Here is a 20,334-nt window from a genome sequence, read left to right on the forward strand (position 1 = left end):
TTGAACATCAGCGCTCAGGGAGTTTTTTTATTCTTTTGTTCTGTTTTTGATAGACCGAATCATGCGCGGAACCCCTACAATGGTCGCTAGGCTAATAAGAGAGGCAAATAAGAATGACCAAAGAGGAGCTAAATGCAAAGCAAGTAAAAAGAATGACACAATAACCGTTAAAACGGCAAAAGATGCGATACGTGCAAAGAAAACCAATTCTTGAAAACGTTCATTCTCATGGTCTATATACTGAAAGGTTTTAAATTTTGGGCTAGAGTTTTGCTTTTGCTGCAAATCCTCTTTCTGCTCATGATGTTGTTTTAATGGTGTCGGCATATCCCTCTCCTCTAATTACCTAGCTATCATAACATAAAATGAAAGCTTTGTCATCTTTTTCCAAAACTTGACTAATGTTTCAAAATATGTTTAAAATAGTTGTTGCTCTTTTTAGGAAGCAATCTTTGATTTATCGACTTTTCAACCGTAAAGAAGGGATTTTTTGCCATTGGGATTTGGATAAATTATTATGACTAATCGTTATAGGAGTGGTATAATTAAAACATTATGGAAAAAATAATTATTACTGCGACGGCAGAATCTATCGAGCAGGTTAAAGAGCTCTTAGAGGCTGGTGTTGACCGCATTTATGTGGGAGAGGAAAATTTTGGCTTACGTCTTCCCCATAATTTCACTTACGATGAATTGCGTGAGATTGCAGGGCTTGTTCACGAGGCAGGTAAAGAAATTGTCATTGCTTGCAATGCCTTGATGCACCAAGACATGATGGTGGCTGTTCGCCCTTATCTTGACTTTTTGAAAGAAATCAAAGTGGATTACTTGGTATCAGGCGACGCTGGGATTTACTACATCAACCAGCACGAAGGCTATCATTTCAAAATGATTTACGATGTGTCCGTCTTTGTTACATCAAGCCGTCAAGCCAATTTCTGGGGTGATCACGGTGCCAGTGAAATCGTGTTAGCAAGGGAAATTCCGTCTGCGGAGTTGTTTAAAATGTCTGAAAACCTCCGTTACCCAGCAGAAATTCTCATGTATGGTGCAACGGTTATTCACCATTCAAAACGCCCTTTGTTGCAAAACTACTACAATTTCACGCATATTGATGATGAAAAAACGCGTGAACGTGGCTTGTTCTTAGCTGAACCAGCTGACCCAGAAAGTCACTATTCGATTTTTGAGGACAAACACGGCACACACATTTTTGATACGGACGATATCGACATGATGCCTAAATTGCCAGAGTTGCTAGAACACGGCTTCACACACTGGAAATTAGATGGTATCTATTGTCCAGGTCATAATTTTGTTGAAATTGCTAAGATTTTTGTTCAAGCGAAAAAACTGGTTGAGGCTGGCGAATTGACACAAGATAAAGCTTTCTTGCTGGATGAAAGCATTCGCCAATGGCATCCAAAAGGACGCAGCCTTGGAACTGGCTTTTACGATTTTGACCCGTCAGAGGTCAAATAATACAAATTCTGTTGTCTTGCCATGATTGAGTTACTATTTCAGGGCGTGACAAGACAACCCAACTACATTTTACGGAGAAATTGGTCTTAGACTAATCTTCTCACTACATTTACTATCTTGAAAATAGGAATTACAGAATGTCACAAAAAAAATTAAAACGTCCAGAGGTGTTAGCACCTGCTGGAACACTTGAAAAATTAAAAGTTGCTGTTGATTACGGTGCCGACGCTGTTTTTGTCGGTGGTCAAGCTTATGGTTTGCGTAGCCGTGCAGGAAATTTCACCATGGATGAACTCCGTGAAGGGATTCAGTACGCTCACGAACGTGGGGTAAACGTCCACGTTGCAGCCAACATGGTCACACACGAAGGCAATGAAGCAGGAGCAGGCGCATGGTTTAGAGAACTCCGCGATATGGGCTTGGATGCGGTAATTGTATCTGACCCTGCCTTGATGGTTATTTGCTTGACAGAAGCACCAGGATTAGAAGTACACGTATCAACTCAAGCGTCAACCACTAACTATGAGTCATTTGCTTTCTGGAAAGAAATTGGCGTGACGCGCGTGGTTTTAGCCCGCGAGGTGTCTATTGCCGAAATCGAAGAAATTCGCCAACACACTGACCTTGAAATTGAAGCCTTTGTTCATGGGGCAATGTGTATCGGTTATTCAGGGCGTTGTGTTTTGTCTAATCACATGAGTCACCGTGACGCTAACCGTGGTGGCTGCTCACAATCTTGCCGCTGGAAATACGACCTTTACGATATGCCATTTGGTCAAGAACGTCGCAGCCTAAAAGGCGAAATTCCAGAAGAATTTTCAATGTCAGCTGTGGATATGTGCATGATTGAGCACATTCCTGATTTGATTGAAAATGGTGTGGATAGCTTCAAAATTGAAGGTCGTATGAAATCAATCCACTATGTATCAACCGTTACAAACTGCTACCGCGCAGCCGTTGATGCTTATTTGGAAAGTCCTGAAAAATTTGAAGCCATCAAAGATGATTTGATTGACGAATTGTGGAAAGTCGCTCAGCGTGAATTGGCAACTGGTTTTTATTACAAAACACCAACAGAAGACGAGCAGTTATTTGGTGCTCGCCGCAAAATCCCACAATACAAATTTGTTGGAGAAGTTGTGTCATTTGATGCCGGAACAATGACAGCAACCATTCGCCAACGTAACGTTATCCTTGAAGGAGATGTGGTCGAATTTTACGGACCAGGTTTCCGTCATTTTGAAAACACCATCAAAGATTTGCATGACGCCGACGGCAATAAAATTGACCGTGCCCCAAATCCAATGGAATTATTAACCATTACCGTCCCACAAGAAGTACGCCCAGGCGATATGATTCGCTCGTGCAAGGAAGGGTTGATTAACCTTTACCAAAAAGATGGGTCTAGCAAAACGATTAGAGCATAATAGATAGCAAAAAAGAACGACTAAAGCGAAGTCGTTCTTTTCTCTTGGTTGTGGTTTTCTTGTGATTGTCTGACTGTTGGCGGCACTAAAGTCAGATGCTTTATCGCATCAATCGGAATAATCGCTGAAATGTTGTGTTTAATATTTTTTAAAATCAATTTATTATGGGCAGTGTCCCATTTGACCAAATCGCCAGTAAAGCTTTTTTCCTCATAAATCGCATGCAAAGCCAAGTGTTTTTCCTGCGCTTCTTGAATGGTTTGAGAGAGCTTGTGGAAAATCAGCTGGTTATCTCTAGGCTGACCTTGAAAGTCCATATAGGTTTTGGTGTATTTTTTTAATGCGTGAATCAGATTTTTCATAGTGCTTTACCTAAAAAATTGTTAAAATGATTATACACCATTTTTGGTGAAAAAGAAACACGCCTTGCTGAAGTTTTTACGAATATCATTAGTAGGAGGTCCTTTATGGCAGAATTTAAATTTAAAATTGTTGAACACTTGCTTACCTTGTCTGAGAGCGATAAGGGATGGACGAAAGAGCTTAATCGCGTGAGTTTTAATGGCGCAGAGCCTAAATTTGATATTCGTTCATGGAGTCCTGACCATCAAAAAATGGGAAAAGGCATTACCCTTACCAATGACGAATTCAAGATTATTCTTGAAGCTTTTCGTCAATAAAATGTGTGATTATGTTTAGAAAAGGCTGGGATTTTTATCCTAGCCTTTTTCGATTGCTTGAAAATATGGTAAGTGTTGCAGTGAGCGTCTTAAAGTTTGGCTGATGAGGCTAATAACGACTATTTTTCCTAATTCAGGAAGAAGGAAAGGCAGGACACCTGTTAGCCAAGCAGCTTTCCAAGTCATGTCAGCTAGAAAATGCAGCCCTATAACGCCACAGACAAATGCCAAGGCATCCCCAAGGAGATTGCTTATGAAAATACCTGCTAAAGACGAGTGTCTTTGACAAAGGTAAGAAGTAACGCAGGCATAAGCAATAAATCCCCACAAAAAGCCAGCTGTCGGAGTGACAAAAGCACTAATCCCCCCAGCACCCCCAGCAAATACAGGTAGGCTAATAGCCCCCAATAGCCAGTAAACAAGAATGCTCAAACTGGCATCACGAAAACGAAAGGTTGATGCTACCAGCCCCACGGCAAGTGTCTGCAAGGTAAAAGGTACCGTACCAATTGGAATGGTAATCTGTGACAGGACAGCGATTAAAGCTGCTCCAAATGCGGGAAAAACAAGGGTTAATGCTCTGTTACTTGACATAAAGACCTCTTTCTTTTTAAAAATAGTAAACCTATTTTAATTATATGGTTTACTAAAATTGTAACCAAAGAAATAGACGATGTCAAGTGCTGCATCGTCTATTTCTTTTTAGTGTTTCGTGTTTTTAAATAAAATGAGCAACCGATGATAGCAAAAGTAATGCCCAAAATGATAAAAGTACTTTTACGGGGTGTGTCTGCTAGTAAGCCATAAGCTAAAAAGATAGCAGCAGATAGGAAATAAATGGTGTGTCTAGACATGGCAACTCCTTTGATTGATGAATTACTCCTATTTTAGAATAAAGCGATGCGCTTTGCAATGGCTAAGATCAAAAAACTAGTCAAAAACCGCTATTTTCTTTATAATAAAAATGAAACCGCAATCATAAGGAGAGAATAGGTGAAAACATGACAAGACTAGCGTATCGATATTATATTTTTGATTTTTATGACACCTTTGCTTATGTCTATGGGCTACTTAATTCTCGTGAGTATCAGGAAAAGTATGCCAATGACTTGAAGAAAGACTTGGCTCGGATTCCGATTGTTAAGCATAAAGAAAAGTATGTTGAAGTTGGTAAGGCTTTGATGGACTTGCACCTCAACTATGAAGAAGTACCTGTCTATGATGATGTGGAGATTCAGTTTTCTGCTCAGCCTTCTTACAAGGTTACTAAGATGAAATTCATCAAAAAAGGTGACCGCTCTGCGATTGTATTTAATAACGAAATCACCATTAAAAATATCCCTGAGAAAGCTTATGAATATATGGTCAATGGACGCTCAGCAATCGAATGGATTATGGACCAGTATCAGATTAAAACCGATAAGAAATCAGGCATCACAGATGATCCGAATGACAATGCCGTTATGGAAAGATTCTACAATACGCTCAAACACGAATTCTATTATCTCTACAAGTTTGATTCAAATGACATTCTTGACCAAAAGCTCTATGAATTCGTTTATGGGAAATATAATCACGTAAGACCACATCGTGCAAACGGTGGACTTACACCTTATGCTGCACGATGTCGTGCAGCGTAAGAAATTTTATACACTAGTGTTACAAAAATGCTTGACTAGGTCAAAACATATATGAATAGGAGAATAAAAATGAAAGAAAGAAAAAAAGCAATTATAAATATATTACTATTATTTTTAACACTTGTAATAAATGCCCTCGGAGCCCTCGGCCTAATCAATGGCTATTCACAAAAAGAGGTATCTGACAGATATTTGACCCTGATAACTCCAAGCCCAACTACATTCAGTATTTGGAGCATAATTTATATTCTTGTAATTTTATCATGTATTTTAATGATAATTAGAAGTGATAATGATTACTATAAAAACGTTATAAATAGAATTACTTCGCTCTTCCGCTTTTCCAGTTTATTCAACATACTATGGATTATATCATTTTCTTATCTACAATTAGAATTGTCAGTTATTTTTATTGTTGCCTTTTTATTTTCGCTATCATTAATATTAGAAAAATTATTATCAATAAAATCTAAAGGGCATTTTATAATACCTTTATCATTTGGAATATATGCCGGTTGGCTTTTTATAGCAACAGTTGTAAACATATCTGCAACTTTGGTTAAACTCAATTGGAATGGATTTGGAATATCTGACACTTTGTGGGCTTTTACAATCTTAATAGTAGCTGTAGTGATTGTATTTCTAGTCAACGTAAAAAATAAAAACGCTGTATTCCCTTTACCGATAGCCTGGGCTTATTTTGGAATCAATAATTTTCTTAAATCAAGCCAAGGCTTTTCGGGATCGTATCCTATATTAGAAAAAGCATCTATAGTAGGGATGATTTTACTTATAATGATATCAATTTTTAGATTTTATAAAAACAATTACAAAATTATTCCTACCACTTAAACTTAGTTTTTCTATTAACATTGACCTAGTCAAGCATTTTTGTAAATTCTATCAGTCATCATCAAAATTCAAAATGGAGTGAACATTTAATAAAACCTGTATCCATAAAGACAAGCTATCTGCTTAAAGGATTCAGATGGAGGGAAATTAAAAGCGGAACAAAATTAAATAAACATGGTAGTCTTAAATTTGAAGTACAAGCTAGTGATTTAAAGGATTATGACATTTGGTGGCAGGTGACAAATACAGGTAGAGAAGCTGAATTAGCAAACTCTTTACGAGGTGGCTTTTACAATTCGGAGTTAGTCGAGGGTAAAAGAGTTAGAAAAGAAAGGTACACTTTATACTGGGAGACATTATGTTGAGGCCTATCTAGTCAAGAATGGAATTTGTTATGGGAAAAGTAATCCGTTTGAGGTTATTATAACTGATAAATTTTCAATCGAATTCATAACATGACAAAAAATAGCTGGCGCTTTAATTGGCTCTTATAAAACTTCCTCAAAAAATAAGTCTTTTTCGAAAAAACAAAACTGACAGTGGAAATTCTGCTGTCAGTTTTCTTGTCTCAGAATGAAAAAACTTTGCTTGGAAAAGTCCAAGAGAAGCAATAAGCCTTTATAGGATTTTACAACCCTGTAAATAATTTCTGGTAAATTTTTGGTAAGTTGGTATATTTTCTATCCAGAAAGCCCATCAAATCAAGGTTTTTAGAACACTTTATTTCATTGTTGGGAAGAGTAGGACGTCACGAATAGTTGTTGTATCTGTGAGGAGCATAACCAAACGGTCGATACCGATACCAAGTCCGCCTGTTGGTGGCATACCGTATTCAAGGGCTTCTACGTAGTCGTAGTCGATACCAGTCGCTTCGTCGTCACCAAGTTCTTTGGCTTTGGCTTGAGCTTCAAAACGTGACAATTGATCAATTGGGTCGTTAAGCTCTGTGAAGGCATTGCCGTATTCTTTGGTCATGATGAAGAGTTCGAAACGGTCAGTGAAACGTGGGTCTTCAGCATTTTTCTTAGCTAGTGGTGATACTTCTACTGGATGTCCGTACACAAAGGTTGGTTGAATCAATGTTTCTTCGACAAATTCTTCAAAGAAGGCGTTGATGATGTGACCAACTGAAGTGAAGTGTTTTTCAACAGGGACATTTTTTTCTTTGGCAATGGCTTGGGCTTCTTCAAGAGTCATGTCTTTCCAGAAATCAACACCAGTGACTTCTTTAATCGCATCCACCATGTGCACACGTTTAAATGGTTTGTCAATAGCGATTTCAGTACCTTGATATGAGATAGGACCTTCGCCTTTAACAGCTTTAGAAACGTGTTGGATGATACCTTCTGTCAAGTCCATGATGTCATGGAAATCAGCGTAAGCTTGGTAAGCTTCGATAGAAGTGAACTCAGGGTTGTGAGTGGCATCCATACCTTCGTTACGGAAGATGCGTCCGATTTCGTAAACTTTTTCCATACCACCAACGATTAAACGTTTCAAGTGAAGTTCTGTCGCGATACGAAGCACCATGTCAATGTCTTGGGCATTGTGATGAGTGATGAATGGACGAGCTGCAGCACCCCCAGCTTCATTGTGAAGGACAGGTGTTTCCACTTCTAAGAAACCAAGTCCATCAAGGTAATGACGGATTTCAGAGATGATTTTTGAGCGTGTTACGAAGCGGTCAAAGCTTTCACGGTTTGAAATCAAGTCAAGGTAACGTTTACGGTATTTGGTTTCAACGTCTGTCAAGCCGTGGAACTTTTCTGGAAGTGGACGAAGAGATTTAGACAAGTGAGTGATGTGAGTGGCTTTGATAGTCAATTCACCCATGTCTGTACGCATGATTTCCCCTTCAACACCAAGGAAGTCACCAAGGTCTGCTTTTTTGAAAATTTGGTAGTTTTCTTCTCCAACAGCGTCTTTGCGGACGTATATTTGGATTTGACCATCACGGTCTTGGATATGAGCAAATCCAACTTTACCCTTACCACGCTTAGTCATTAGTCGCCCAGCGATAATAGCTGTTTGGTTAATATCGTGAAGCTCTTCTTTGGTCTTGTCTGCGTATTTGTCTTTGAGTTGGCCAGAAGTAGCTGTGCGTTCAAAGCGTTTACCGAAAGGATCAATCCCTTGTTCAGCCAAATGTGCCATTTTTTCACGACGCACGATTTGTTGGTCATTTAATTCTTCGATGTGTTCGTTTGACATGTTTCCCTCCAAGTAAATAGTCTTTTCTATTGTATCATAAATCAAGCTATAATACACTTTATTTTATCGGCGAAGTTAAGAAAGTGTTTTCGTGTCCTTGATTGAAAATAAGGCTAAAAAATAGTATAATATGTGGCGGTAAATAATTAGAGAGAAAAGAGAACCATGATTACTTCAATTGTTTTTGACGTCGATGATACTATTTATGATCAGCAAGCGCCTTATCGTATTGCGGTTGAAAAGTGTTTCCCTGACTTTGATATGAGCAAGATTGGCCAAGCTTATATCCGTTTTCGTCATTATTCGGATGTAGGTTTTCCGCGCGTGATGGCTGGCGAATGGACTACCGAGTATTTCCGCTTTTGGCGTTGCAAGGAAACCTTATTAGAGTTTGGTTACCGTGAAATTGACGAGGCAACTGGTGTGGATTTCCAAGAAGTTTACGAGCAAGAGTTGGAAAACATTACCATGCTTGATGAAATGCGCATGACCCTTGATTTTCTAAAAGAAAAAGGGGTACCGATGGGCATTATCACTAATGGTCCAACAGAGCACCAACTAAAAAAAGTGAAAAAACTTGGCCTTTACGATTACGTTGATCCAAAATGTGTCATCGTTAGTCAGGCGACTGGTTTCCAAAAACCTGAAAAAGAAATTTTCAATCTGGCTGCTGAACAATTTGACATGAACCCTGCGACAACGCTTTATGTTGGGGATTCTTATGACAATGACGTCATGGGAGCTTTCAATGGTGGTTGGCATTCGATGTGGTTTAATCACCGTGGCCGTCAGTTAAAACCTGGTACTAAGCCTGTTTATGACGTGGCAATTGATAGCTTTGAGCAATTGTATGGAGCGGTGAAAGTACTCTTTGATCTTCCTGATAATAAATTCATCTTTGACGTGAACGATAAGAAAAATCCAATCTTGGAGCTAGGCATCAACAACGGCTTGATGATGGCAGCAGAACGTCTGCTTGAGAGCAATATCAGCATTGACAAGGTTGTGATTTTGCTTCGTTTGGACAAACAACAAGAAAAAGTCTTGCGTTTGAAATACGCTAGATAATCTAAAAAGACTCTTGAATAGCTTTCAAGAGTCTTTTTTTACTTATTTGTAAGAGGTGTCATTCCATTTGAGGCATGAAAAATGCTCAAAATCTTCGGTTTCCAAAATGGTCAAACTACCATTGTCAAGGCCGCCCTTAGCACGTAAGACAGCTGGTTCATAGCCCAGCAAAGTCCGAATGGAAGCCGTGAAATTTGCCCCGTGCCCCACCAGTAAAACATTTTGGTAGGGTTTGTCTTTTAAAAATTTGACGAAACTTGATACGCGTTTGGTGGTTTGATAAACCGACTCCGCTTCAAAAATGCTGTTGTTGAATTTGGCTAGGTTGTGGCGAAAAGCTTGCATTTGATGTGGATAAATGGCGCTGATTGTCGCAATTTTGTTGCCTTCTAATTTTCCGAGGTGCCATTCTCGCAAGGCTGGTTCAAAAGTGATAGTTTGTGGGTGCTGATTGCGTGACATGATGATTTGACAAGTGTCTTTAGCGCGTTTTAAGTCACTGGAAAACACGGCATCAAAGGAGATGTCTTGCAAATAATCGCCTAATTTTTCCAAATCATGAATGGATTCTTTTAGCAAGGGTGAATCGCCGTTTGCTCCTTGAAAACGTCCTTCAAGGTTCCATTGGGTTTTGCCGTGGCGGACAAAATAACATTTCATAAGGTCATTCTCCCATCTAACACTCAGTGTGACTAAGCTAATAAATCTGCAAATTGAGCATCGACAAAGTCAGCCAAGACTTGGCTATCAATGCGAATAGAGCGTCCAACTTCCCCAGCTGAAACAATCATTTGCCCTAATGTTAAAGCACTGTTGTCAATGAAAATTGGAAAATGGTGTTTTTGGCGAATACCAACGGGGTTATTTGCCCCATGGATATAGCCTGTCGTTTTTTGCAGGTCTTTTTGTGGGATCATGCTCACTTTTTTATTGCCAGATACTTTGGCAAGTTTCTTTTCTGACAGGTGCTCAGTGAGAGGAACAATCCCAATGATAGGACCTGTCTTGTCACCAGTTAAGACTAGCGTTTTAAAAATAGCAGATTTTTGAATGCCCTCAGGCAATTCTCTCTCAAGAGCGTTAATCGCTAAGCTATCGTGTTCAATGTGGGCTTTATCTAAAATTTGGTCCACTAAGGTTTTCTTCATTTTTGCTTTTTTAGACATCATTACCACTTTCTAATGTTAAGAGTAGAAGCGCAGGGCTCCTTGTTAGGTTTATTATAATCAATCTGTTAGCATTTGACAAATTCCCAAGAGATCACACAAAAATAAGACTAGGAATTTTCTTAGCCTTATTTATTGCTATCTTCTTTGTTGTCACTTTTATTATTACTGCCACCAAACAATTTTTTGTAAGTTGATTTTTTGTCTTTGGTCACGGCAATTTGATTTAAATCTAAAGGCGAATTAAAGCCGTTGAGGTAACCTTGCGACGTGTACTGATGGAGGTCATAATCTAAATCGGTCTGTGGTGCGGCATTGTAGTAGCCAGAATCAGAACCATAAGCAGGAATCCACACGGCATCAAAGCCATCAACAGAGATTTCTTGCTCATCCATGAAGTAGGTTCCAATGTAAATCCCAACCTTTTCGGCACCTAAACGTTTGAGCTCTTTAAGAAAAGCTTGGACTCCCTTATTCATGTCAGGCATGGTGGCCTCTTCAACGTCAACCCAGTAAAAAGTAGGCTTATAAGGCGAAGCATTTTCATAGAAAGTCTTGGCCTCTTCCTTCATTTCTTTGACGTTTCTTCCTAAAGCATAACTATAAACCGCTACTGGAACGTCTCGTTTTTGTAGTTCTTTGATGTGGGTCTTAAACGATTTATCAATCCCAGTGGTATAAGCGGCGTTGCTATCTTTACTAATTTGTGATCCCCCGTACACACGAACGATAGCACCAGAAATATTTTTAGACAGAGTATCATAGTCAATTTCGCTTGGAAGTTGCCAACCAGAGATATCGATAATCGGATTAAGAACAAACTCTTTATCATTGTCAGTATCAGAAGTTGATGTAGTGGTACTCGTGCCACTCAAAGTCGGAATAGAAGCCTTTGCTGAAATTAACTGTTGTTCTTTTAGACTGTCTGAGTGCGTTTTACCGATCACGAGAAGGAGCCCTAAAAGGGCGAAGAAAACTACAACAACAATAGGTTTTATTCGTCTTCTCATTACTCATATTTTAGCGTAAAACGGTTTAAAAATCAAAACAATACGTTTTTGTAATACAATTGTCATATTTGCAATGACTTATGGGAATAAATGTCTAAATTTATGCTGTCATGGCTTCGGTGTAGGCGATGATTTGGTCAACGGTTTGGCTTAAAAATTGGATGGTGTCGCGGAGTGGTTGGTCAGTTGAAATGTCTGCTCCGATTAATTTAGCCGTGTCAAGCGGTGTACGTGAGCCACCAGATTTGAGGAAGGTTAGCCAGTCTTGGGCACCATTTGGGTTTTGCTTAAGGTTCAAAAAGCCAGCCGTTGCAATCACAAGCCCTGCAGAATAAGTGTAGCTGTAAAGTCCCATGTAGTAGTGGCTTTGACGCATCCAAGTCAATGCAGCATCGTCATCAATGTCAATGGCATCACCCCAAAATTGGCTGAGAACCTCTTTCATAATGCGATTAAGTTGCTCAGCTCCGAATGTTTTGCCCTCTTCAATAAGGGTGTAAACACGACGTTGGAAGGCAGCCTCTAGCAGATGCGTGATGAAATTGTGAAAATAAGTATCTGTCAAACGGTGGGCTAAGGCAAAGCGTTTTTGACGAGGGTCATCGAACTGCTGTTCCAAATAATCGCTCAGCAACAATTCATTGAAGGTTGAAGGGGCTTCTACATAATAAGTGGACATGTGGGTATTGAAGTAGCTTTGATGGTTGTCAGAAAAGATAAATTGCCCTGAGTGACCAATTTCGTGAATCAAGGTATAGACATCTGACAAACGCCCTGTCCAGCTCATGAGAATGTATGGGTGAACCTTGTATGGGTCTGCAGCATAGCCGCCTGAATCTTTATTGGCATTAGCAGCAAAATCCACCCAGCGCTCTTCTTGGTAGCGGGCAACTTCCTGACTGTATTCCTTACCCAGCGGAGCAACGGATTTCATCACTAAATCATAGGCATCGTCAATGCTGACGTGAGGGTTTAAATCGCTATCCAAATCCAATTTCCAATCAGCAAAGGTCATTTTTGACAAGCCATTCACTTTTGCCACGTGTTTGAGGTATTTTTGTGCAATCGGCGCAAACTCTGTCATAATGAGATCAATTTGGCGGTCAAACATATCGCGGTCCACTTCTTGTTCGGCAAGGAGGTAGTCAAAAACAGAGTCGTACCCCCGCATATCCGCCATGATTTTTTCAGATTTGACCTGTGCCAAATAAGCACTTGCTGCGGCATTTTGGTGTTTTCTAAGCCCAGCTGAGAAAGAGCGGAAGGCATTTTCACGAACATCAGCGTCTTCATGATTTTGATAGAAATTTTCATAAGTGACAAAAGAGTTGCGGTAGGTTTTGCCGTTCACTTCAAAATCGTCCATTTCAAAATCACCTGCACGCATTTTAGTGTAAATGTCTTGCGGTGCGTTGAAAACTTCGGCCAGATTAGTCAAGGTTTTTTCGACTTCTGGTGAGATAAAGTGTTTCTTTTGGATTTTAGCTTGGCGAATGGCTGCGCTAAAATGTGGGTTGGCTTCTAATTCGTCCAAGATAGCTAAATCAGCAGTCGCAAGAGCCGTATCAAAAAAGCTGATTGCCACATTAGCCTTGGTCATAAAGTCTGCCCCTGCCTGTGCGATTTGGGCAAATGATTCATCGCTGAAATCCGTTGTCTGCGGCATAAAAGCGTAGTTATCGATATGGCTCATCTCGATGTAAATCTGCTCAATCTCATACAAAGCACGTGTAAAATCATCAGCAGTTTCCAAGCGTCCCTCGTAATTGCGCTTAAAGACGTTAATATCTTCTAATGTTTTTTCAATACTTCGTAAAAAATCCTCGCGGTCTTGATAGAGTGCTGTCAAATCCCATAATTCATTTTCAGGAAAATCCGAACGTTTTTTCAATTCCATAGGTCATCTCCAATCATTTTAGTTCTTATCCTCAAAAGTATATCAAAAATCTAGAGCTTATCCTAGTAGCACAGGCTATACGGCAAAAAGATTTAAAAAAATCAGAAAATTTATAAAAGCAAGGATAATCATTAGAAAATGGGTTACTTTTCCTTACAAAAAGTGGTATGATATAGGGGTACGTTTGTAACAAAGGATTCCAATCCGAACAAAAAGGAGTGAAGAGAGTGACAGTCAAAAAATTGGAAAATAATAACACTCGGTCGATAATGACAGAAGAAGTCAAAGTGTTAAAACAAATCCTTGACGATACAACCCATCAAATGGTTGGCGATGAGGTGTTTGCCAAAATTCAAAATATCGCCGACTTATCAGCAAGCTCTGAATACGTCAAACTTGAAAAATTAGTAGCTCAATTAACGAATGATGAGATGATCGTCGTATCTCGCTATTTTTCAATTTTACCACTTTTAATCAACATCTCTGAAGATGTGGATTTTGCGTATGAGATTAACTACCAAAACAACATGGGCAAGGATTACCTTGGCAAACTTTCTCTAACGGTTGACATGGTTTCAGAAAGCGACAACGCCAAAGAAATTCTTGAAAACGTGAACGTGGTTCCTGTATTAACCGCTCACCCAACGCAAGTGCAACGTAAAACCGTTTTGGAGTTGACCAACCACATTCATGATTTGTTGCGTAAGTACCGCGATGTTAAGGCTGGTGTTGTCAACCGTAACAAATGGTACACGGATTTACGCCGTTACATTGAAATCATCATGCAAACGGATATTATTCGTGAGAAGAAATTGACGGTTAAAAATGAAATCACCAACGTGATGGAGTATTACAATACCTCTTTGATTCAAGCCATCACAAAATTAACATCAGAATACAAGCACTTAGCCGCTGAAAAAGGCCTTGATTTGGACAATCCAAAACCAATCACCATGGGAATGTGGATTGGGGGCGACCGTGATGGAAACCCATACGTTACAGCAGAAACTCTGCAACTTTCTGCCACTGTCCAAAGTGAAGTTATTCTTAACTACTACATCGAAAAATTAACAGGTCTTTATCGTACCTTCTCACTTTCTACAACTCTTACAGACATCAGTCCTGAAGTGGAAAAATTGGCTGAATTATCAACAGATAAATCGATTTATCGTGAAAATGAGCCTTACCGTAAAGCCTTCCATTACATTCAGTTGAAATTGATTCAAACCTTGTTGGAATTAAAAGCTGGACCAGGCATTTCACAACGTGTCTTGGAAAGCAGCAACAACATTAGTTTTGGGGTTTACACAAGCACCAACAATGCTAGTGTTGTCAGCAAGTATTTGCAAGAGAAATTCTCTCGCGTGTCTTCTGAACTTCAAAATGAAATTCCAAGCTACAAAACGGCCCAAGAATTTAAAGATGATTTACTCTTAATCAAGCAATCATTGTTAGATAATGGCGATGAGGCTATGCTAACAGGTGATTTCAGCGAGTTGCTCCAAGCAGTTGATGTTTTTGGTTTCTACCTTGCAACCATTGATATGCGTCAAGATTCAAGCGTCAACGAAGCTTGTGTGGCAGAATTGTTACGATCAGCAAACGTTGTGGATAATTACAGTGAGCTTCCAGAAGAGGAAAAAATCAAGATTTTGCTTAAAGAACTGATTGAGGACCCTCGTACCTTATCTTCAGCAAATGCTGAGAAGTCAGAACTCCTGCAAAAAGAATTGGCTATCTTTAAAACCGCTCGTTATCTTAAAGACAAGCTAGGCGAAGAAGTCATCAAACAACACATTATCTCACACACTGAAAGCGTGTCTGATATGTTTGAATTAGCGGTTATGTTAAAAGAAGTTGGTTTGATTGATAACCAAAAAGCGCGTGTTCAAATTGTTCCTCTCTTTGAAACCATCGAAGACCTTGAAAATTCACGTGGCATCATGGAAGAATACCTTGATTACGACATCGTGCGCCGTTGGATTGCAGCTAACAAAGGCTACCAAGAAGTCATGCTTGGTTACTCAGATAGTAATAAAGACGGCGGTTACTTGTCATCTGTTTGGACACTTTACAAGGCTCAAAACGAATTGACTCGTATCGGAACAGAACGTGGTATTAAAGTAACCTTCATTCATGGTCGTGGTGGTACAGTCGGCCGTGGAGGTGGTCCATCATATGAAGCCATTACATCCCAACCATTTGGTTCGATTAAAGACCGCATCCGCTTGACAGAGCAAGGGGAAATCATTGAAAACAAATACGGTAATAAAGACGTTGCCTACTACAACCTTGAAATGTTGGTGTCAGCAACCATTGACCGTATTGTAACACGCATGATTACGGATGCTAATGAAATCGATGAGTTCCGTGCAACGATGGACGACATTGTTAGCTATTCAAATACAGTTTACCGTGATTTGGTCTTTGGCAATCCGCATTTCTATGATTATTTCTTTGAAGCAAGCCCAATTAAAGAAGTTTCAAGTTTGAATATCGGTTCACGTCCAGCTGCTCGTAAAACCATCACTGAAATTTCAGGCCTTCGTGCGATTCCGTGGGTATTCTCATGGTCACAAAGTCGAGTGATGTTCCCAGGCTGGTATGGTGTCGGTTCTGCCTTCAAACACTTTATTGACGCTGATGAGGGTAACTTGGCGAAATTGCAACACATGTATGACAAATGGCCATTCTTCCATTCTCTCCTCTCAAATGTAGATATGGTTCTTTCAAAATCAAACATGAACATTGCTTTCCAATACGCTCAATTGGCTGAAGATGAAGACGTGCGTGATGTCTTTAACACCATTCTTGACGAATGGCAACTCACTAAAAATGTTATTTTAGCTATTGAACAACATGAAGATTTATTGGAAACCAATCCATCTCTTCGTGCCAGCCTTGATTACCGTTTGCCATACTTCAACGTCTTAAACTACATTCAAATTGAATTGATTAAACGTTTACGCCACGATGAGTTGGACGAAGATTACGAAAAACTCATTCACACCACTATCAACGGTATTGCAACTGGTTTGCGTAACTCAGGCTGATCATAAAGCAAGATGAAGCAGCACTTCTTGGTTAAGTCCAAGGGGTGCTTTTTTACTTTGGCTCAGACTTTGGCAAGACTTGCTAGACTTTTACTTTTTTTTAGCTTAGAAAGATGGTATAATGGCAGATGGTTATTACATCCAGAGATCATATGTCTTAATAGGAGCGTTTATGAATATTTCGAAGAGGCATTTACTGAATTATTCAATCCTTGTGCCTTATTTAATTTTATCTGTGATTGGTTTGATTGTCATTTATTCGACCACAAGCCCATCCCTTGTCCAATACGGGTTAACCCCTTTTCTGTCAGTTCTTAACCAAGGAATGTATTGGGGCATCAGTTTAGCTGCTATCTTTTTCATTTATAAATTACGTTTAGACTTCTTGAAAAATCCAAAAGTCCTGACAACGACTATGATCGTTGAAGTTGTTCTCTTGTTAATTGCGCGTTTCTTTACGCGAACGGTTAACGGGGCGCACGGTTGGATTGTGATTGGTCCCATTAGTTTTCAACCAGCAGAATACCTGAAAATCATCATTGTCTGGCTGTTGGCTTATACGTTTTCACGGCGCCAGAAAGAAATTGAAATCTATGATTACCAAGCCTTGACCAAGCGGCGTTGGATACCAAGGCGTTGGAGTGATTTAAAAGATTGGCGCGTGTATTCGCTAGGGATGATTATGCTGGTCGCAGCACAGCCTGACCTTGGAAATGCAGCTATCATCGTTTTGACTGGCTTGATCATGTATTCAGTCAGTGGGGTAGCTTACCGTTGGTTTTCTGCTATTTTGATTACCGTCACGACCTTATCAGCTGGATTTTTAGGCTTAATCTTTGCCATTGGTGTGGAAACCATGGAAAAAGTGCCCATTTTTGGTTATGTTGCCAAACGTTTCAGTGCCTTTTTCAATCCTTTTGATGACTTGACCAACGCAGGACACCAGCTAGCTCATTCTTACTATGCCATGAGTAATGGTGGTTGGTTTGGTAGAGGTTTGGGGAATTCCATTGAAAAAGGTGGTTATCTTCCTGAGGCGACAACCGATTTTGTCTTTTCCATTGTCATGGAAGAATTAGGTTTGATTGGAGCAGGACTTATTCTTGCTTTGCTGTTCTTCTTGATTTTACGTATTATGCACGTGGGGATTAAGGCTAAAAATCCTTTCAATGCCATGATTGCACTAGGAATTGGTGGCATGATTTTGATGCAAACCTTTGTCAATATCGGTGGTATCTCAGGCTTGATTCCATCAACAGGGGTTACTTTCCCATTCTTATCCCAAGGGGGAAATAGCTTGTTGGTGCTCTCGGTTGCCATTGGTTTTGTGCTCAATATTGATGCCAATGAAAAACGTGAAGAGATTATCAGAGAAGCAGAAGCAGAACTCCAAGCACAAAACACCAATCACCCCTATGCAGATAATGTCATTGATTTGGATCAATTGTTCCATAATGACTAAATGATTTTTTGACCAAAGCAAGTATTTTGTCTTGCTTTGGTTATTTTTTTGAAAGAAATAACATTGGGAAATCGCTTGATTTTAAGGGATTTACAGGCATTCTTGAAAATTTAGACGCATAAGAAATAGTTAAATGCTTGCAATTCCTTTATAATTTGATAAAATAGTAGGGTAAGGTTAGACTGTATTGCCTACCGTCTATCTATAAAATATATTTTATTGGAGGCTTTTACCCAAATGGCAAAAGAAAAATACGATCGTAGTAAACCACACGTTAACATTGGTACAATCGGACACGTTGACCATGGTAAAACTACTTTGACAGCTGCAATTACAACAGTTCTTGCTCGTCGTCTTCCAAGCGCAGTTAACCAACCAAAAGACTACGCTTCTATCGATGCTGCTCCTGAAGAACGCGAACGCGGTATCACAATCAACACTGCACACGTTGAGTACGAAACTGCTAAACGTCACTACGCTCACATCGACGCTCCAGGACACGCGGACTACGTTAAAAACATGATCACTGGTGCTGCCCAAATGGATGGTGCTATCCTTGTAGTAGCTTCAACTGACGGTCCAATGCCACAAACACGTGAACACATCCTTCTTTCACGTCAAGTAGGTGTTAAATACCTTATCGTCTTCATGAACAAAATCGACCTTGTTGATGACGAAGAATTGCTTGAATTGGTTGAAATGGAAATCCGTGACCTTCTTTCAGAATACGACTTCCCAGGTGACGATCTTCCAGTTATCCAAGGTTCAGCTCTTAAAGCCCTTGAAGGTGACACTCACTACGAAGACATCATCATGGAATTGATGGACACTGTTGATGAATACATTCCAGAACCAGAACGTGATACTGACAAACCATTGCTTCTTCCAGTCGAAGACGTATTCTCAATCACTGGTCGTGGTACTGTAGCATCAGGACGTATCGACCGTGGTACTGTTAAAGTCAACGACGAAGTTGAAATCGTTGGTATCCGTGACGACATCCAAAAAGCTGTTGTTACTGGTGTTGAAATGTTCCGTAAACAACTTGATGAAGGTCTTGCAGGGGACAACGTTGGTGTGCTTCTTCGTGGTATCCAACGTGATGAAATCGAACGTGGTCAAGTTCTTGCTAAACCAGGTTCAATCCACCCACACACTAAATTCAAAGGTGAAGTTTACATCCTTACTAAAGAAGAAGGTGGACGTCACACTCCATTCTTCAACAACTACCGTCCTCAATTCTACTTCCGTACAACTGACGTTACAGGTTCAATCGAACTTCCAGCAGGTACTGAAATGGTAATGCCTGGTGATAACGTAACTATCGACGTTGAATTGATTCACCCAATCGCCGTTGAACAAGGTACTACATTCTCAATCCGTGAAGGTGGACGTACTGTTGGTTCAGGTATCGTTTCAGAAATCGAAGCTTAATTTGAATTAACTAATTAAGTTCCCAGATAACAATTATTTAGTCAGATAGTAATTGTGGAGAGTCCCGTTAGGGGCTCTTTTTTTGTGACTTTCCTCTCTAAAAATAGTGTCGAACCTTTCAAACCTGCAGAAAATATGATAAAATAAGGAGTAAAAAAAAATAGAAGAGGTATGTGAAATGTCACGTAAACCATTTATCGCTGGTAACTGGAAAATGAACAAAAATCCAGAAGAAGCTAAAGCATTTGTTGAAGCAGTAGCTTCTAAATTGCCTTCATCAGAACTTGTTGAAGCTGGTATCGCAGCTCCTGCACTTGACCTTTCAACAGTTCTTGCTGCAGCTAAAGGTTCAGAACTTAAAGTTGCTGCTGAAAACTGCTACTTTGAAAATGCTGGTGCTTTCACTGGTGAAAACAGCCCTAAAGTATTGTCTGAAATGGGAACTGACTACGTTGTAATCGGTCACTCAGAACGTCGTGAATACTTCCACGAAACAGATGAAGACATCAACAAAAAAGCAAAAGCTATCTTTGCTAACGGTATGCTTCCAATCATCTGCTGTGGTGAAACTCTTGAAACTTACGAAGCAGGTAAAGCTGCAGAATTCGTAGGTGGACAAGTTTCAGCTGCTCTTGCTGGCTTGACTGACGAACAAGTTTCTTCACTTGTTATCGCATACGAACCAATCTGGGCTATCGGTACTGGTAAATCAGCTAGCCAAGACGACGCACAAAAAATGTGTAAAGTTGTTCGTGACACAGTTGCAGCAGACTTCGGTCAAGCAGTAGCTGACAAAGTTCGCGTTCAATACGGTGGTTCAGTTAAACCTGAAAACGTTGCAGCATACATGGCTTGCCCAGACGTTGACGGTGCCCTTGTTGGTGGTGCTTCACTTGAACCAGAAAGCTTCCTTGCTCTTCTTGACTTCGTTAAATAATCAAGAAACGTTGAA

At 39.8% G+C, this 20,334-nt stretch carries 19 protein-coding genes and 1 pseudogene; 11 read left to right on the forward strand and 9 right to left on the reverse strand.

What is annotated here, in order from left to right:
* Positions 1-27: 27 nt before the first annotated feature.
* The gene (locus HFK82_RS01265) at positions 28-327 is read right to left on the reverse strand and encodes a DUF3270 domain-containing protein (RefSeq protein WP_168260514.1); all 300 of its coding nucleotides are present in this window, start codon (positions 325-327) and stop codon (positions 28-30) included.
* 228 nt (positions 328-555) lie between these two features.
* Between HFK82_RS01265 and HFK82_RS01270 the strand changes: the two genes are divergently transcribed.
* Complete coding sequence (locus HFK82_RS01270; protein WP_154455035.1) at positions 556-1,482, forward strand: peptidase U32 family protein; 927 nt, start codon at positions 556-558, stop codon at positions 1,480-1,482.
* 137 nt (positions 1,483-1,619) lie between these two features.
* On the forward strand, positions 1,620-2,909 hold the full coding sequence (locus HFK82_RS01275; RefSeq protein WP_154455036.1) for a peptidase U32 family protein: 1,290 nt from the start codon (positions 1,620-1,622) through the stop codon (positions 2,907-2,909).
* 20 nt (positions 2,910-2,929) lie between these two features.
* Here HFK82_RS01275 and HFK82_RS01280 read toward each other — a convergent pair whose 3' ends face one another.
* On the reverse strand, positions 2,930-3,271 hold the full coding sequence (locus HFK82_RS01280; protein ID WP_154454163.1) for a hypothetical protein: 342 nt from the start codon (positions 3,269-3,271) through the stop codon (positions 2,930-2,932).
* Between the two features lie 105 nt (positions 3,272-3,376).
* On the opposite strand from HFK82_RS01280, the gene HFK82_RS01285 reads away from it, so the two are divergent.
* Complete coding sequence (locus HFK82_RS01285; protein ID WP_168260515.1) at positions 3,377-3,589, forward strand: YdbC family protein; 213 nt, start codon at positions 3,377-3,379, stop codon at positions 3,587-3,589.
* 39 nt (positions 3,590-3,628) lie between these two features.
* On the opposite strand, the gene HFK82_RS01290 is transcribed toward HFK82_RS01285, so the two are convergent.
* Together HFK82_RS01290 and HFK82_RS01295 are read right to left on the reverse strand one after the other, a co-directional pair.
* Complete coding sequence (locus HFK82_RS01290; protein WP_168260516.1) at positions 3,629-4,183, reverse strand: biotin transporter BioY; 555 nt, start codon at positions 4,181-4,183, stop codon at positions 3,629-3,631.
* A 98-nt stretch (positions 4,184-4,281) separates the two neighbouring features.
* On the reverse strand, positions 4,282-4,443 hold the full coding sequence (locus HFK82_RS01295; protein WP_168260517.1) for a hypothetical protein: 162 nt from the start codon (positions 4,441-4,443) through the stop codon (positions 4,282-4,284).
* Between the two features lie 147 nt (positions 4,444-4,590).
* On the opposite strand from HFK82_RS01295, the gene HFK82_RS01300 reads away from it, so the two are divergent.
* The 3 genes and pseudogenes from HFK82_RS01300 to HFK82_RS09245 form a co-directional block, all read left to right on the forward strand.
* Entirely contained in the window at positions 4,591-5,229 is a 639-nt protein-coding gene (locus HFK82_RS01300; protein WP_206148142.1) for a type ISP restriction/modification enzyme, read from the forward strand.
* Between the two features lie 69 nt (positions 5,230-5,298).
* Positions 5,299-6,081 (forward strand): TspO/MBR family protein, encoded by a 783-nt coding sequence (locus tag HFK82_RS01305; protein ID WP_168260518.1) that lies wholly within the window; start codon positions 5,299-5,301, stop codon positions 6,079-6,081.
* Positions 6,082-6,122: 41 nt separating this feature from the next.
* A pseudogene (locus HFK82_RS09245) lies at positions 6,123-6,540 on the forward strand (nucleotide-binding domain-containing protein); the annotation flags it as partial.
* 261 nt (positions 6,541-6,801) lie between these two features.
* On the opposite strand, the gene lysS reads toward HFK82_RS09245, so the two are convergent.
* Complete coding sequence (lysS, locus tag HFK82_RS01315; RefSeq protein ID WP_168260519.1) at positions 6,802-8,292, reverse strand: lysine--tRNA ligase; 1,491 nt, start codon at positions 8,290-8,292, stop codon at positions 6,802-6,804.
* Positions 8,293-8,457: 165 nt separating this feature from the next.
* Here lysS and HFK82_RS01320 point away from each other — a divergent pair, with 165 nt between their 5' ends.
* Positions 8,458-9,360 carry an HAD family hydrolase gene (locus HFK82_RS01320; protein WP_168260520.1) on the forward strand — a complete coding sequence of 301 codons (903 nt, stop codon included), beginning with the start codon at positions 8,458-8,460 and terminating at the stop codon, positions 9,358-9,360.
* Between the two features lie 42 nt (positions 9,361-9,402).
* On the opposite strand, the gene HFK82_RS01325 is transcribed toward HFK82_RS01320, so the two are convergent.
* The 4 genes from HFK82_RS01325 to pepF form a co-directional block, all read right to left on the reverse strand.
* Positions 9,403-10,020 (reverse strand): histidine phosphatase family protein, encoded by a 618-nt coding sequence (locus HFK82_RS01325; RefSeq protein ID WP_154454182.1) that lies wholly within the window; start codon positions 10,018-10,020, stop codon positions 9,403-9,405.
* Between the two features lie 32 nt (positions 10,021-10,052).
* Positions 10,053-10,526 carry an aminoacyl-tRNA deacylase gene (locus HFK82_RS01330; RefSeq protein WP_168260521.1) on the reverse strand — a complete coding sequence of 158 codons (474 nt, stop codon included), beginning with the start codon at positions 10,524-10,526 and terminating at the stop codon, positions 10,053-10,055.
* A gap of 128 nt (positions 10,527-10,654) precedes the next feature.
* The gene (locus tag HFK82_RS01335) at positions 10,655-11,536 is read right to left on the reverse strand and encodes a glycoside hydrolase family 25 protein (protein WP_168260522.1); all 882 of its coding nucleotides are present in this window, start codon (positions 11,534-11,536) and stop codon (positions 10,655-10,657) included.
* A 100-nt stretch (positions 11,537-11,636) separates the two neighbouring features.
* Positions 11,637-13,433: an oligoendopeptidase F gene (gene pepF / locus HFK82_RS01340; protein WP_168260523.1), complete on the reverse strand. Its 1,797-nt coding sequence runs from the start codon at positions 13,431-13,433 to the stop codon at positions 11,637-11,639.
* A gap of 227 nt (positions 13,434-13,660) precedes the next feature.
* Between pepF and ppc the strand changes: the two genes are divergently transcribed.
* From ppc to tpiA, 4 genes are all read left to right on the forward strand, one after another.
* Complete coding sequence (gene ppc, locus HFK82_RS01345; RefSeq protein WP_168260524.1) at positions 13,661-16,486, forward strand: phosphoenolpyruvate carboxylase; 2,826 nt, start codon at positions 13,661-13,663, stop codon at positions 16,484-16,486.
* A gap of 172 nt (positions 16,487-16,658) precedes the next feature.
* Positions 16,659-17,948, forward strand: a complete 1,290-nt coding sequence (gene ftsW, locus HFK82_RS01350) for a cell division peptidoglycan polymerase FtsW (RefSeq protein WP_168260525.1) — start codon at positions 16,659-16,661, stop codon at positions 17,946-17,948.
* A gap of 237 nt (positions 17,949-18,185) precedes the next feature.
* Positions 18,186-19,382 carry an elongation factor Tu gene (gene tuf / locus HFK82_RS01355; RefSeq protein WP_154454187.1) on the forward strand — a complete coding sequence of 399 codons (1,197 nt, stop codon included), beginning with the start codon at positions 18,186-18,188 and terminating at the stop codon, positions 19,380-19,382.
* A 178-nt stretch (positions 19,383-19,560) separates the two neighbouring features.
* On the forward strand, positions 19,561-20,319 hold the full coding sequence (gene tpiA, locus HFK82_RS01360; RefSeq protein WP_154454188.1) for a triose-phosphate isomerase: 759 nt from the start codon (positions 19,561-19,563) through the stop codon (positions 20,317-20,319).
* Positions 20,320-20,334 lie beyond the last annotated feature (15 nt).

It is taken from the genome of Streptococcus alactolyticus (assembly GCF_012277075.1).
In the GTDB taxonomy this organism is placed as follows: Bacteria; Bacillota; Bacilli; order Lactobacillales; family Streptococcaceae; genus Streptococcus; species Streptococcus alactolyticus.

Coding starts and splice junctions, on each gene's coding strand:
- HFK82_RS01335 (WP_168260522.1), bottom strand. CDS start 11,536: ATGAGAAGACGAATAAAACCTATTGTTGTTGTAGTTTTCTTCGCCCTT.
- HFK82_RS01280 (WP_154454163.1), bottom strand. CDS start 3,271: ATGAAAAATCTGATTCACGCATTAAAAAAATACACCAAAACCTATATG.
- HFK82_RS01330 (WP_168260521.1), bottom strand. CDS start 10,526: ATGTCTAAAAAAGCAAAAATGAAGAAAACCTTAGTGGACCAAATTTTA.
- lysS (WP_168260519.1), bottom strand. CDS start 8,292: ATGTCAAACGAACACATCGAAGAATTAAATGACCAACAAATCGTGCGT.
- HFK82_RS01270 (WP_154455035.1), top strand. CDS start 556: ATGGAAAAAATAATTATTACTGCGACGGCAGAATCTATCGAGCAGGTT.
- HFK82_RS01320 (WP_168260520.1), top strand. CDS start 8,458: ATGATTACTTCAATTGTTTTTGACGTCGATGATACTATTTATGATCAG.
- HFK82_RS01305 (WP_168260518.1), top strand. CDS start 5,299: ATGAAAGAAAGAAAAAAAGCAATTATAAATATATTACTATTATTTTTA.
- HFK82_RS01300 (WP_206148142.1), top strand. CDS start 4,591: ATGACAAGACTAGCGTATCGATATTATATTTTTGATTTTTATGACACC.
- HFK82_RS01295 (WP_168260517.1), bottom strand. CDS start 4,443: ATGTCTAGACACACCATTTATTTCCTATCTGCTGCTATCTTTTTAGCT.
- tuf (WP_154454187.1), top strand. CDS start 18,186: ATGGCAAAAGAAAAATACGATCGTAGTAAACCACACGTTAACATTGGT.
- HFK82_RS01265 (WP_168260514.1), bottom strand. CDS start 327: ATGCCGACACCATTAAAACAACATCATGAGCAGAAAGAGGATTTGCAG.
- HFK82_RS01275 (WP_154455036.1), top strand. CDS start 1,620: ATGTCACAAAAAAAATTAAAACGTCCAGAGGTGTTAGCACCTGCTGGA.
- HFK82_RS01290 (WP_168260516.1), bottom strand. CDS start 4,183: ATGTCAAGTAACAGAGCATTAACCCTTGTTTTTCCCGCATTTGGAGCA.
- HFK82_RS01325 (WP_154454182.1), bottom strand. CDS start 10,020: ATGAAATGTTATTTTGTCCGCCACGGCAAAACCCAATGGAACCTTGAA.
- tpiA (WP_154454188.1), top strand. CDS start 19,561: ATGTCACGTAAACCATTTATCGCTGGTAACTGGAAAATGAACAAAAAT.
- ftsW (WP_168260525.1), top strand. CDS start 16,659: ATGAATATTTCGAAGAGGCATTTACTGAATTATTCAATCCTTGTGCCT.
- HFK82_RS01285 (WP_168260515.1), top strand. CDS start 3,377: ATGGCAGAATTTAAATTTAAAATTGTTGAACACTTGCTTACCTTGTCT.
- pepF (WP_168260523.1), bottom strand. CDS start 13,433: ATGGAATTGAAAAAACGTTCGGATTTTCCTGAAAATGAATTATGGGAT.